Annotated in this window: 9 protein-coding genes; 7 read left to right on the top strand and 2 right to left on the bottom strand. The window is 62.2% G+C overall.

The window, feature by feature from the left end:
• Positions 1 to 525: 525 nt before the first annotated feature.
• From BUS12_RS16765 to BUS12_RS16745, 5 genes are all read left to right on the top strand, one after another.
• The gene (locus BUS12_RS16765) at positions 526 to 3,231 is read left to right on the top strand and encodes a TonB-dependent receptor (RefSeq protein WP_074296762.1); all 2,706 of its coding nucleotides are present in this window, start codon (positions 526 to 528) and stop codon (positions 3,229 to 3,231) included.
• Between the two features lie 238 nt (positions 3,232 to 3,469).
• A complete protein-coding gene (locus tag BUS12_RS16760) occupies positions 3,470 to 4,273 on the top strand; it encodes a DUF3348 domain-containing protein (protein WP_074296760.1) in 804 nt (267 codons plus the stop codon).
• Between the two features lie 10 nt (positions 4,274 to 4,283).
• Complete coding sequence (locus BUS12_RS16755) at positions 4,284 to 6,377, top strand: DUF802 domain-containing protein (protein WP_074296757.1); 2,094 nt, start codon at positions 4,284 to 4,286, stop codon at positions 6,375 to 6,377.
• Positions 6,374 to 7,021: an OmpA family protein gene (locus BUS12_RS16750; protein WP_074296754.1), complete on the top strand. Its 648-nt coding sequence runs from the start codon at positions 6,374 to 6,376 to the stop codon at positions 7,019 to 7,021. The genes BUS12_RS16755 and BUS12_RS16750 overlap by 4 nt, the downstream gene beginning before the upstream one ends.
• Before the next feature lie 22 nt (positions 7,022 to 7,043).
• Complete coding sequence (locus tag BUS12_RS16745; RefSeq protein WP_074297611.1) at positions 7,044 to 7,739, top strand: DUF2894 domain-containing protein; 696 nt, start codon at positions 7,044 to 7,046, stop codon at positions 7,737 to 7,739.
• Between the two features lie 25 nt (positions 7,740 to 7,764).
• Here BUS12_RS16745 and BUS12_RS16740 read toward each other — a convergent pair whose 3' ends face one another.
• Positions 7,765 to 8,727 carry a LysR family transcriptional regulator gene (locus BUS12_RS16740; RefSeq protein ID WP_074296752.1) on the bottom strand — a complete coding sequence of 321 codons (963 nt, stop codon included), beginning with the start codon at positions 8,725 to 8,727 and terminating at the stop codon, positions 7,765 to 7,767.
• A 557-nt stretch (positions 8,728 to 9,284) separates the two neighbouring features.
• Between BUS12_RS16740 and BUS12_RS16735 the strand changes: the two genes are divergently transcribed.
• Together BUS12_RS16735 and BUS12_RS16730 are read left to right on the top strand one after the other, a co-directional pair.
• Positions 9,285 to 9,875, top strand: coding sequence for a response regulator transcription factor (locus BUS12_RS16735; RefSeq protein ID WP_074296750.1), 591 nt, complete (start codon positions 9,285 to 9,287; stop codon positions 9,873 to 9,875).
• Between the two features lie 539 nt (positions 9,876 to 10,414).
• Positions 10,415 to 11,554: a porin gene (locus BUS12_RS16730; RefSeq protein WP_074296748.1), complete on the top strand. Its 1,140-nt coding sequence runs from the start codon at positions 10,415 to 10,417 to the stop codon at positions 11,552 to 11,554.
• Between the two features lie 160 nt (positions 11,555 to 11,714).
• Here BUS12_RS16730 and BUS12_RS16725 read toward each other — a convergent pair whose 3' ends face one another.
• Positions 11,715 to 12,806, bottom strand: coding sequence for a porin (locus BUS12_RS16725; RefSeq protein ID WP_074296746.1), 1,092 nt, complete (start codon positions 12,804 to 12,806; stop codon positions 11,715 to 11,717).
• Between the last annotated feature and the right edge of the window lie 335 nt (positions 12,807 to 13,141).

Below are 13,141 nucleotides of genomic sequence, written 5' to 3'. Positions count from 1 at the left end.
CGAACGCCCGACGCTTTCACTGTTGCGCGGCGCAGACGGTTTACCCGACAAAAAGTTTTTATGTTGATCAAATAAATTTTGATCAATGTATTGTTGCCGCGTGATGACGAGTCACTCTTTGTAGCAAGCATCCTGGTCATGGACCTAACCGGCGGTGCCTGCTGGAACTCATGGCCGCGCGTTGCTTGACGCGCAACCCATCTTCTCTCGAAACATGCACAAGGTGCAGGCAGAGGTCATGCCTGCGCCGGCCGCGTCGCAGGGAAAAGGGCTTAAAAATCCTTACCGGAAATATTATCTGGTAACTGTTTGAAATGAAATTTAGTAATCCGTAATAGAAATAAATATTAAGCGGCATTTTCGTTGCTTCGAGCGCGCGCTGACTTGTGCCAGAAGACGCGCCGGAGCAGCGCTTACCGGGATGCGGCGTCGCGACGTTGCGACGCCGTGAATCGCGGAGAGAGGTCCAAAAAGCGTCTCTCCGCATAACAACGTATGACCTTACTGACAAGTGTGAGGAGTGAGATGAAGCAACGGGCATTGGCAATCGCCATTAGAAGAACAATCTGGGCCGAACTGGCACTGTCGACAGTGATCGCGGTTCCGGCATTCGCGCAGAGTCAACCTGCTGCGCCTGCAACCGCGGCGTCGGGTACGGCCGCCGCAGCCGCACCGGCCGCGGCTTCGGGAGCGGCGGCGACTTCGACCGCCACGAGCAGCGGCAAGAACGTCAAGCAGCTCCAGACGTTCCAGGTGACGGGCTCGCTGATCCGCCAGGCGGATAAGACCGGCTTCAACCAGGTTCAGGTGATTTCGAACAAGGATATCCAGGAATCGGGCGAACAGAGCGTGGCCGATTACATGCGCGCCATCTCGGCCAATTCGGCCAATAGCTGGGGTGAGGCGAATGCCGACAGCTTTGCCGCCGGCGGTTCCGGTATCGCGCTGCGCGGCCTGAGCGAAAAGTACACGCTGGTGCTCGTCGACGGCCAACGGGTTGCGCCGTTCGCATTTGCCGTCAACGGCACGGACCAGTTCTTCGACCTGAATACCCTGCCGCTGAGCGCGATTGATCGCATCGAAGTCGTCAAGACCGGTGCGGTGTCGCAATACGGCTCGGACGCGATTGCCGGTGTCGTGAACATCATCACGAAGCATGATTTCCAGGGCCTGCAGCTCGACGGCAGCTATGGCGGCGCCACGCAAGGAGGCGCCGGCACCACCAAGTTCAGCGTCCTCGGGGGCTTCGGCAACCTGACGTCCGATGGCTACAACATCACCGCGACCGCCAGCTACTACAAGGACAACGGCTTCACGCTTGCCGACCGCGATACAACCGAGAATCAGGACTACACCGGCAAGGCGTATGGCGGCAATGTGCAGACGCCGACGTATTTCCTGAATCCGACCACGGGTGTGGCGTCGGTGCCCTTCGGCTGCGGCGGCGGCTCGCTTGTTCCGTATTCGAGCAGCCTGACCGTGACGCAAGCGGGCGCGGCAACGGGCGGTAACGTGTGTCTGCGAAACACAGCCGAAGACTATTCGGTCGATCCGATGACCGAGCGTTTTAACGCCAAGGTCCACGCGGACTTCAAGATCAACGACCAGATGACGGCCTACGCCGACCTGTGGGAAAGCAACAATACGACGACTACGAGCGACGGCCCCGTCGTCCTCGGCGACTCGCTCTCGTACAACCCGGTCACCAAGACCGTGACTCCTTACACGGTGACTGTGCCGGCTAACAATCCGTACAACACGACGGGCGTGGCGCAGGAACTGTTTGGTACCCTGCCGGCGACGTATAACTCGGTGACCGATTCGAACTACTGGCGTGCGGCAATGGGCGTGAAGGGGACCTTCTCCACGGGTGCGGAGGACTGGGACTGGAATACGGGCTACACCCATTCGATGAGCACGGTGAGCAACACGCTCAATGGTGTGATCAACGAGAATGCCCTGACCACCGCGCTGAATAACGGCACGTTTAACTTCGTTAATCCGTCCGCCACGCCGGCTGCCCTGAGCAGCATTCTGACCTCGGCGGACAACCTCGGCATTTCCAAGCTCGACGCGCTGGACGCAACCCTGTCGACGCCGAACCTGTTCCATATCCCGACCGGTGATGTCGGCTTCGGTGTGGGTGCGCAGTTCCTGCACGAAAGCGAGCTGATCGAAGAGGGCGGCGCCTACACGACCGGTGAGGTGTTGAACCCGAACCTCCAGGAAGTAGCCGGCGAGCGCAATGTTGCCGCCGTGTATTACCAGGTCGACGTGCCGCTGATCAACAAGATGCTGACGTTCAGCCAGTCGGGCCGCTATGACCACTACAGCGACTTCGGCGGCGCGTTCTCGCCGCGTTTCGCGTTGCGGTTCCAGCCGATCCAGCAGTTGACCGCCTATGCGTCGTACACCCGTGGCTTCCGCGCACCGGAATTCCTCGAGAATACGAACTCGTCGAACCTCGGCATCCAGCCGGTCGGTCCTGGTGGCGCGGAGGAAAACGTCATCACCAAGGGCAACCCGGATCTGCAGCCGGAACGCACGAAGAACTACAACGTGGGCTTTGAACTGTCGCCGACGCGTACGACCGACGTGGGTGTCGACTGGTACAAGATTCACGTCGACAACGCCATTGGCACAGTGCTGGATCCGTCGGGCACTGTCTACAACTCGGACGGCTCGATTGCCTACGAGGTCAACGAGTACGAAAACCTCGGCTCGTTCGATACGGACGGCTTCGAAATGACGTTCTCGCAGTCGCTGCCGACCAAGATCGGTACGTTCAAGCTGTCGGCAGACTGGGCCTATGTGTGGCACTTCACGATCGACGGGCTCGGCGGCGTGACCTCGGTTGACGGCGCGGGTAACAACCTGACCTATGCGCAACCGTTTGGCGGCTCGTTCCCGCGCTGGAAGGGCAACACGGACCTGTCGTGGAATTTCCACCAATGGACGGCCGATCTGGCATGGCAGTACACCGGTCCGTACTCGAACGCGCTGGGTCTCGACTATTCCACCGCGTCGTTTAGCCAGTTCAACCTGAATGTGGCCTACACGGGCTTCAAGCACTGGACCATCTACGGCGGCGTGAACAACATCTTCAACAAGGCGCCTCCGTACGATCCGGAATGGCTCAACGCCAGTTCCGCCACGCTGACCGGTTACGACGAGTCGCTGTACACGTACCTGGGCCGTTACCTGCAAGTGGGGGCAACGTACAAGTTCTAAGCCGCAGTGTGTTGAATCGAATCATGCAGTAGTCTTCTCCTCTCGCGGTCGCTCCGGATTTCATGGTCTGGAGCGACCGTTTCTTTTGTCGACGTATCGGCGTGAAGACCGCATGCGCAACGTGCGCGTGGTGTCCCGGTTGCGCCAAAAGTCCTCCTCTCGGTCACCCCATTCCTCGCGCTTCGGCGGCTTCCACCTCGCCAGCGTGTAAACTGCTGACTTTTTTGAATCTGGTGGTATGTTGCAAGCCCCACAGCGCACAGCCTTCAGCGGCCCGGCGCTCATTCGCGTCCTTGCCCGCCTGACGGACCTCGATGTCCCCGAATCCAGCCAATCGCTCTCGGACCGGCTTAGCCAGTGGCTCGGCTGGACCGACGCCATTGGGTTGTCGACGGCGCTGGGCGGCACGCCGCTGAACGGCCATCCGGCGGGCGGTGCGCCGCGGGGCGGCCAGCCGTCCGCCGCAGCGGCCGGCGCGCGAGCCGACGGCCACGCGGAGGAGGCCGAGTGCGCCCGCGTGCGCGCTTCGCTCGCGAAGGCCATCGCCGGCGATAGCACGTTTGCCGCTGCGAAGCGGCGTGCGCCCGCGCAAGCGCCCGTCCAGGATGTCGCGGCGGATGCGGCGCTCGACTATGCGGTGTTTCGGCAGCGCTATCAGTCCATCCAGCAGACCATGGAGACCACCATCGGCAACCTGCGCGGCCGCTTGCGAACCATGCTGGCGGCCCGCACCCCTGCCATGGCGCGGCTCGCGGTGGTGGATGCGGTCATGGAGCGTGCCTTGGGTGCCCGCGAGCACAACCTGCTCGCCACCGTGCCCGGCCTGCTCGCAGGGCACTTCGAGCGCCTGCGCGGCGCCGAGCGGGAGGCGCTGGCCGCCGCCGAATCCGCCGCCGCCGTCGCGGCTGGCGATGCGGCAGGGGTCAGAGCCGGCGCATGGCTCGACGTGTTTCGCAAGGATATGCAGAGCGTATTGCTTGCCGAACTGGATGTTCGTTTTCAACCGGTCGAAGGGTTGCTCGCGGCCCTTCTTACCCGCTAACTGGGACACTATGTCCAGATATCTCAATCTCGTTGTTTTCCTCGCCGGTCTCGTGGCTGTTTGCTGGATCGGCGCCGGTTATGTCGTCTCCAACCCGCTTGCGCTGGCCGTCACGCTGCTGATTGGCGCCTGCTATGTAGCCGGCGCGCTCGAACTGCAACGCTACAGCCAGGCCACGGCCACGCTGACGCGCGCCGTGACGAGCCTGTCCGAACCGCCGCGCAGCCTCGGCGCGTGGCTCGAGCCTTTGCATCCCAGTCTGCGCAATGCGGTGCGTCTGCGCGTCGAAGGAGAGCGCGTGGCGCTGCCGGGGCCGGCGCTCACGCCCTATCTGGTCGGCCTGCTCGTGTTGCTGGGCATGTTCGGCACGCTGCTGGGTATGGTGGCGACCCTGAGGGGCACCGGCATGGCGCTGGAGAGCGCGACGGACCTGCAGGCCATCCGCGCGTCGCTGGCGGCGCCGGTCAAGGGCCTGGGCTTTGCCTTCGGCACCTCGATTGCGGGCGTGGCCGCCTCTGCGATGCTGGGGCTGCTTTCGGCCTTGTGCCGGCGCGAGCGGATCGACGCCGGGCAAACGCTCGACGTCAAGATTGGATCGGCATTGCGCATCTACTCGCAGAGCCATCAGCGCGAGGAAAGCTTCAAGCTCCTGCAGCGCCAGGCCGAGGTGATGCCTACACTGGTGGACCGTCTGCAGACGATGATGGCGACCATCGAGCGCCAGAGCCTCGCCCTGAACGAGCGGCAGATCGCCGCCCAGGATACTTTCCACGGCAAGACCGAGGCGGCCTACGCGCGCCTCGCTGCCAACGTGGAGCAGTCGTTGAAGTCGAGCGTGGCCGACAGCGCCCGCGCCGCCAGCGCGGCGCTCAAGCCGGTCATGGAGGCCACCATGGCGGGGCTCGCGCGCGAGACGGCCGGATTGCACGACACCGTCACCCACGCCGTGCAGCGGCAACTGGATGGACTGTCGTCCGGCTTCGCGGCCACCACCACAACCGTAGCGGATATCTGGAATCAGGCACTGGCCGGGCAGCAGCGCTCGAACGAGGCGCTTGCCGAGCAGTTGCGCGGCTCGCTGGAGCGCTTCACCTCAACCTTCGAGCAACGCTCCGCGGGCCTGCTGGAGGGCGTCTCCGCGCGTCTGGACGCGACCGCGGGCAAGGTGTCGGAAGCCTGGAACGAGGCGTTGGTGCGCCAGGAACGCGTCAGCGAAAAGCTGTCGAGCCACAACGAGCAAGCCCTGGCGGCAGCCGCGGCGACCTTCGAGCAGCATTCGGCGTCGTTGCTGCGCACGGTGGGTCAGTCGCATGCGGACTTGCAGACGGAACTGGCTTCGCGCGACCAGCAGCGCCTCGCCGTCTGGACCGAGTCGCTCGGTTCGCTGGCCGCGACCTTGAGCCGCGAGTGGGAACAGACGGGCACGCGTACCGCGAGCCGCCAGCAGGAGATTTGCGACACACTGGCGCAGACCGCGCGCGATATCTCGGCGCAGACCCAGGCGCACGCCAGCAGCACCATCGCCGAGATCTCCCAGCTTGTGCAGGTGGCCTCGGAAGCGCCGAAGGCCGCTGCCGAAGTCGTCGCCGAACTGCGTCAGAAGCTCTCCGAGAGCATGGCCCGCGACACCGCGATGCTGGAAGAGCGCAGCCGCCTGCTCGCCACGGTGGAGACCCTGCTCGATGCCGTGAACCACGCCTCGACCGAACAACGCTCGGCAGTCGATGCGCTCGTCACCACGACGGCGGATCTGCTGGACCGCGTCGGCACGCAGTTCGCGGACAAGGTCGAGCTCGAGACCGGCAAGCTGGGCTCGGTTGCGGCCCAGGTCACCGGCAGCGCAGTCGAAGTGGCGAGCCTCGGCGATGCGTTCGGGGCGGCCGTCCACGTGTTCGGCGAGTCGAACGGCAAGCTGGTGGACCACCTGCAACGTATCGAAGCCGCGCTGGACAAGTCCCTCGCGCGCAGCGACGAACAGTTGGCCTATTACGTGGCGCAGGCGCGCGAAGTCATCGACCTGAGCATGATGTCGCAGAAGCAGATCGTCGAAGACCTGCAGCAGCTCGCCGGCCGGCGGGCATCCGCCGGAGTTGAAGCGGCATGAGCGAGGATATTGACGGCGGCATCGAAACGGCGGCGCCGATCTGGCCTGTCTTCGCCGACCTGATGTCGGTGCTGCTGGGCGCCTTCGTGCTGATCCTGGTGGCTGTCATCGGCGTGCAACTGGAGCTTTCGACGCGGCTCGACCAGGAGGTCAAGCAGCGGCAGATGGAGACGCAGCGCCGCAAGACCCTCGAACAGGCGCTCGCGGTGCCGCTGGCGGCGGGCCGGGTGACACTCGTCAACGGACGTATCGGCATCAGCGGCAGCGTGCTGTTTGCGCTGAACTCCGATCAGTTGCAGCCCGAAGGCCGGGAGGTGTTGAAGAGCCTCGCGGGACCGCTGTCCGCCTATCTCCAGGCGCGTGGCGAGATCCTGATGGTGAGCGGCTTCACCGACGACCGCCAGGTGGGCGAGGCGAACCGTCGCTTTGCCGACAACTGGGAACTGTCGGCGCAGCGCGCGTTGACGGTGACGCGTGCCTTGATCGACTCGGGCATTCCGGCTTCCTCGGTGTTTGCGGCGGCGTTCGGTTCGCAGGAGCCCGTGAGTTCGAATGCCGACGAGCCTGGCCGGGCCAGGAACCGGCGCGTTGAATTGGCGCCGATTCCAAAGCCGTCAAATGCGACGGTGAAATCCGGTGAGTAGCGGCGTGAAGGGTGCGAGCGCTGTGAGTGCTGCAAGCGGCGCTGCGGCAAGCGAGGCTCGCGCCACGCTCGACGCGTGGCGCGAGCGCGGCGCCGAGCGCATGGATCCCGTACGCTTTCATTTCATCGAAGCGCTGGATCGGCGGGCGGCCGGCTATAGCGGCGAGGCGCGGCGCATCCTCGACGCAAGGGTAGCTGGCCTGCTCGCGGCGTATGCCGAGGATCTCGGGAAGACCGCATTCGTGGCCGATGCTGCGGGCAGTGCGAGTGGCGCGCGCAACGCGGCCAGCGCACCGCAGTCAGGTGGCCCCACTCGCGCAGCCTTGGGTGTTCTGCTCGATCACATTGCAAGCCGTGCGTCGACGGCGGAGGCACCTGCTTTCGCAGCGGGCCAGCTCACACCCCAGCCGGCCCCTTGGCCGGAGCTCGAGATACTCGGGTATTTCAGGGAAGTCTGGTCCAGGCTCGGTACGGAAAGACAGTTGCGGCAGTCGTTGCAACAAGTGCCCGGCAATGCCGGTCCGCTCAATTCGAGCAGTCTCGTGCACCGGTCGCTTTCGCTGATGCGCGAGCTGTCACCGGGGTATCTGCAGCAGTTCCTCTCGTACGTCGACGCCTTGTCGTGGATGGAGCAGATCAACAGCGGCGGCGCGCCGGCCGGTAAAGAGGCGCCTCGCGCTGCAAGCCCGCGGAAGAGCACGCGCAGCACGCCACGCTAGTGGTTAAGTACGCGGGCACGCGCGCTCAGATCGAATACGGCTCCTTCACGAGGCTGCCCGCCATGGAGAGCAATTCTCCATCCTGTTCGGCCAGCGCGAGCGGCACCTCGTCCCGCAAGAACTCGACGAAGGTCCTGATCTTCGCGTCGAGGTAGCGGCGCGACGCGTACATCGCATAGATGTTGTTGGCCCGCAGGCGGTGGCCCGGCAACACGCGAACCAGGCTGCCGTCGCGCAAGCCCGGCAGCGCCACCGAGATCGGCAACGGTCCGATTCCCATGCCCGCGCGAATGACCTCGCCGAGTGCCTCTGCAACGTTGACCGTGAGCGGCGCGGGCCGCACATGACGAAACACCGTCTCGTCCTCGCCCTCGAAATGCCATTGCCCGAGCGGCACATCGGGCAGGATCAGTTGCAGGCAGGTGTGTTTGTTCAGGTCGACGAGCCGCAGCGGCGTGCCATGCTTCGACAGGTAGCGCGGGGACGCGCACAGAATCGTATACACGCTGCCGATGCGTTGCGACACCAGCGCCGAGTCGGCCAGTTCGCGCGCCACGACAACCGAAACGTCGAACCCTTCGTCGATGATGTCGGGCACGCGCTGGGCAAGCACGAGATCGATCATGACCTCGGGAAACCGCTTGCGGTACCGTGCGATCAGCGGCGCCAGATGATGCTGGCCGAAACTGGTGGTCGCATGAACCCGCAATTTGCCGGAAGGCTGGGCGCCGGCGCCGGCTGCTTCGGCCTCGGCCAGATCGATCTGGGCCAGAATCTGTTCGCAGTGTTGCAGATAGCGCTCGCCCGCTTCAGTGAGCGACAAATGCCGCGTGGTTCTGTGCAGCAGCCGTGTATGCAGTCGCGACTCCAGATCCGTGATCGCGCGCGATGCCTGCGGTGTGGTCACCGATGCAAGGGACGCGGCCTTTGTGAAGCTGCCGGCCTCTACGACGCGGGCGAACATTCGCATGCTTTCCAAGGTGTCCATCGGAATCCTGACTACGAGTAGAAGGTTAGGCACAGGCCCACGTCATGGCGATGGGCTTCGGGCCGTTTCCGGTTGGAGGCTGTCCACGGCTGCGCGCGCAACTGCAAGTGCATTGAGCCGGTGAATGGGTTGAACAGTAGGGCGCCGGCATTGACTTCGCCGGCGAGAGGGACGTGGGACAAACCGCCAGGCCGCCCATTCGGAAACGCCATTATTGTATCTTGATGGCGATTTTCCTTATTGCTGCGATATCCGGCAAAACAGTTTTGCCGCTCCCGGAAATAATATCGCCTGAATGACCATGCGGCTCGTGGCCCATCGCTTGACACCCGATTTGAATGCGCCTAAATAAAACTACGCAACGGCTTATCAAGCTTCCCACGTGTGGGTTCATGCCAATTATTGATGCGATTAGATCGATGAAACTGTTAACTTTCGAAAATGACCCGGATAATTCGTGGTCGTTGAACAATACGCTTCGGCAGGCTGGTTATCACTGCCGGGGTTATTGCAGTATTGATGTCCTGCTCGAAAGCCCTTGGGCCGGCGAGTCCGATATGTCGATTATCGACAGCGACGGACTCGATGACGAACGGCTTGGCTATCTGGCGCAGGCGCTCTCGCCCGACCGGCCGATGCTGTTCGTCGGCACTGACGAGCACCGCCTAGCGGGACTGAGCCGGGATGCGGACGGTTATCTCGTCAAGCCCGTGTCCGCGCGCGGACTGGTGGCGTGCGTCAAGAGCACGCTCAGCCGGGCATGGGACCGGTACGCGACGTCGGGCCCGATGGCATTCGGCCGGTACGTCTTCGAGCCGCACGGGCGAAGCGTCCTGGTGGGCGGCAGGCGCGTCTCGCTGACGCAGAAGGAGTTCCAGCTTGCCTTGCTGCTGTTCAGGAACGTCGCGAGACCGGTGTCGCGGGTCTACATCGCAGGAACGGTCTGGCGTCACGACGAGCGTATCAACGTGCGCACCATGACGGCGCACATCTCCGCGATCCGCTCGAAGCTCCAGTTGCGCGCCGACGCCGATTACGCCCTGAGCCCGATCTACAACTACGGCTACCGGCTCGACCCTGTGCGCCGCAACCGGCTGCCGGCCGCGCGGCAAGCCATGCCTCTGATACCGGTGGGCGTGCCTGGCTGATCAGGTTCGCAGATCAGAAACGCGGTATTCCTCCGGTTACCTTCAGAACACGAAAATATCTATTCCTGAATTGGAAATAAAATTCGTGTTGTGGTGTCGCTTTACTCGATTGTTATCGAATTCGATAATCCACTTTTCTTCGATTCCTGTCTAATCGCCACGATGCGAAAAATTTCGGGCGCTTTTCCCGGAAGACGCTGTGTTTCAGCGCCATTTCGGTGAATGGAGCCGATATCTGCATTCAATTCGGTCATGTTGCGGGATTGGAACATCGGTCACAACTGTTGTTGATTCTTGTGTCCGAAAAAGCGTGTTTTGGTAGACTGGTAATCAAAGTAGTAAATGAATCCCAAATAAATGTAGTTTCGCTCCACGTTGGGCGGAGTACAGACAGGAGACCGGATGCGGGTGCAATGCCTGTGTCATCCGTGACGAATGCTGTGTCGCCCCTGCATGAGCGCCCGTTAAAGAATTGATGCCTGTCCGGCGCTGCTGGCGCAGGCAGAATCCCGCGCAGTTGGTGTTCCATTTAACAGGGTATGGAGGAGATGATGAAGTCGAAGAGGACTTTGCTGGCCGTCGCATTGATGTCGGCCGGCGCTGTTGCACAGGCTCAGACCAGCGTCACGCTATATGGCCGTCTGGATGCCGGTATCGAGTACATGAGTGGCTTGCCGAACAATAACGGCACGGGTTCCACTTCGCGCTGGCGGCAGGAAAGCGGGGACTGGGGTACCAGTCTGTGGGGTTTGAAAGGGGTCGAGGATCTGGGTGGCGGCAACAAGGCGATTTTTCAGCTGGAAGGAGCATTCAGTACTGCTACGGGCTCTTTAGGCCTGTCCGGTTCGCTGTTCGACCGGATTGCGAACGTAGGCTTGTCGAATGATGCCTTCGGTACGATGCTGTTGGGTCGGCAACTGCAGATCGCCAACGGCGACTGGGACTTCGATCCGTTCGGCCAGTCCAACTGGTCGTCGGCTTCGCTGGTTCGCGGCCGCAACTGGGAACACACCAGCAACAACATTTCGTACCAGTCGCCCAAGTTCGACGGCTTCGACGTGTACGGTCAGTATGGGCTGTCGAACTCGACGGACTTCAACGCCGGCGTGCCGGGCGCGGCAACCGGGCGTACAGACGGCATGCAGTTGACGTATACGAATTCGCTGTTCCAGTTGCGCGGCATCTACGACGAAATTCGCGACCCGCTCAATGGTCAGTTGGACAATCCGTTCACGGCATCGCGTGAATACTTTGTCGGCGCCAACCTGTTTCTCGGCAACATCAAGGTGCAAGCCGCTTACACGGCTGAGCGGACCTCGGGAGGCGTAGTCACGCCGGCGGGCTCGCCGACCGCGCCGACCACGGCGGACATGGAGTGGGGCGGTGTGACGTATCAAGCCACGCCGGCTGCCGCGCTCATCGCGGCGGTCTACCACGTGAATACGAACAACGGCGGCGGCAATGCGACCATCTATACGGTCGGCGGCACGTATAACCTGTCCAAGCGGACGCTGTTCGATATCCAGATCGCGACGGTGCGCAACAGCCAGACGGCGAACTTCGGTCTTGATGCCAATAACGAAGGCGCTGGCGGCCTGAGCGATGGTTCGTTCAATGAGAATCCGGTGCCGGGTCACAGCCAGACCGGCGTGTACGCGGGGATTCAACACTCGTTCTAATCTCGAACCGGCAGCCTGGCTGCCGATGCTTTTCACGCAGCCACGAGAGGCGCGTCTCGGCGCATTGCTACGCAGCAATGCGCCGTTTTTTTATTTTGAACCCGACGAGGCGGCGTAAAGCATACGACCGCACACGTCCGCCTGTCGGATCGGTGCAGCGTCAGAAAATATTGCGCAGGCCGACTGCGACGCCGGTCTGGTTATTGCGGCCCGGGTAGTCGGCCAGGAACGCGCCGGTACCACGGGTGAAGTCGACCGTGCCGTACACTTCCGTGCGCTTGGACAGCGAGTACTCGGCCAGCACCGTAGCGGAGTAGTTGATACCTACGCCGAGCGCGCCGTCGAGCGTGGCCGCGTTACGGGCGTGATCGTAGTAGCCCGCCAGCGTCAACGCGAGCGGCGACGTCACTTGCCAGGTCGAACCGACGTAGAAGCTGTCGTCGATGCGGTTCGGGCTCACGCGCGGCAGCACCGGTGCGCCGGCTTGCTGCATGTCGAGATCGGCGAGGCCGGTGTTGTCCTGCGAGTGCAGCCAGCCGGCGAGGAATTTCACGTCCGAGGTAAACGCGTAGACGGCGCTTACGTTCACGATGTTGAACTTCTTGCCCGAGACGTCGTTTTGCTGGAAGCCCACGTCGGCCGACAGCGGACCGACGGCGTACGACGCGGTGAGGCCGTACATGCTGTTCTCGCCCGTGCTGCCCGGCACGCCGCCAAAGCCATACATGCCTTCGACATTCAGGCCACCGAAATGACCGTTGTATTTGACGGAACTGTTCGTGAACAGGAACGGGCCTACCGGGTTATACACCCAGTTATCCTGCCAGTAATCGCCGACTGTCATCGGGTCGTAGATGTTGCCCATCATGTCGAAGAACGGTGTCTGCTGGCGACCGACCGTGACTGCGCCGTACTGGTTGCTCGACAGCCCGACATACGCGTTGCGCTGGAACAGCGTGTTGTTGGTGTTGTCGAGCTTGCCCGACCAGAGCTGGAACTGGTTTTCCAACTTGAAAATCGCCGACAGACCGCCGCCCAGATCTTCGCTGCCCTTCAAGCCCCAACGACTCGGCGTTTCGACGCCTTCGCCCATTGAGATCTGATTGTTATTCGCCGAGTCTGCATTCGTCAGATAACGGACGCTCGTATCGACGATGCCGTACAGCGTGACCGAACTCTGTGCGAATACATTGGGGGCGAACAGGATGAGTGCGGCTGCACCCGTGCATGTCATGAGATGGGTTTTCTTCATCTGTCTCTCCACGTAATTTTTTGTTGAAGAATTGATTTCTTTGAATGGCGTTCGAGACGCAGGCGATGGCCCTCTGGGCGAAACGGGGAGGCCGTTATCACCCGTCATTGCGCGCGCTTAATGCGGACATGGTCCGCTTAATCTCTCTTCCGCCGCGGGGAGATTTTACGATAAAGCCGTACTAATGGTTGCGCACGCAATGAGTTCTATTGACGAGTGTCGTTTTTTTGACGAAACCGGCGAGCGCCGGCTACGCTGGAAATCAGGGTTTATTCCACTATATTGACTCGCGATTAAAGGCGTGATTAAAGATATGCGCATCAACTGCACACACC

Source organism: Paraburkholderia phenazinium (assembly GCF_900142845.1).
Classification (GTDB): Bacteria; Pseudomonadota; Gammaproteobacteria; order Burkholderiales; family Burkholderiaceae; genus Paraburkholderia; species Paraburkholderia phenazinium_A.
The sequence above is the reverse complement of the archived record's forward strand: the minus strand, read 5'-3'. Positions and strand labels throughout refer to the sequence as shown.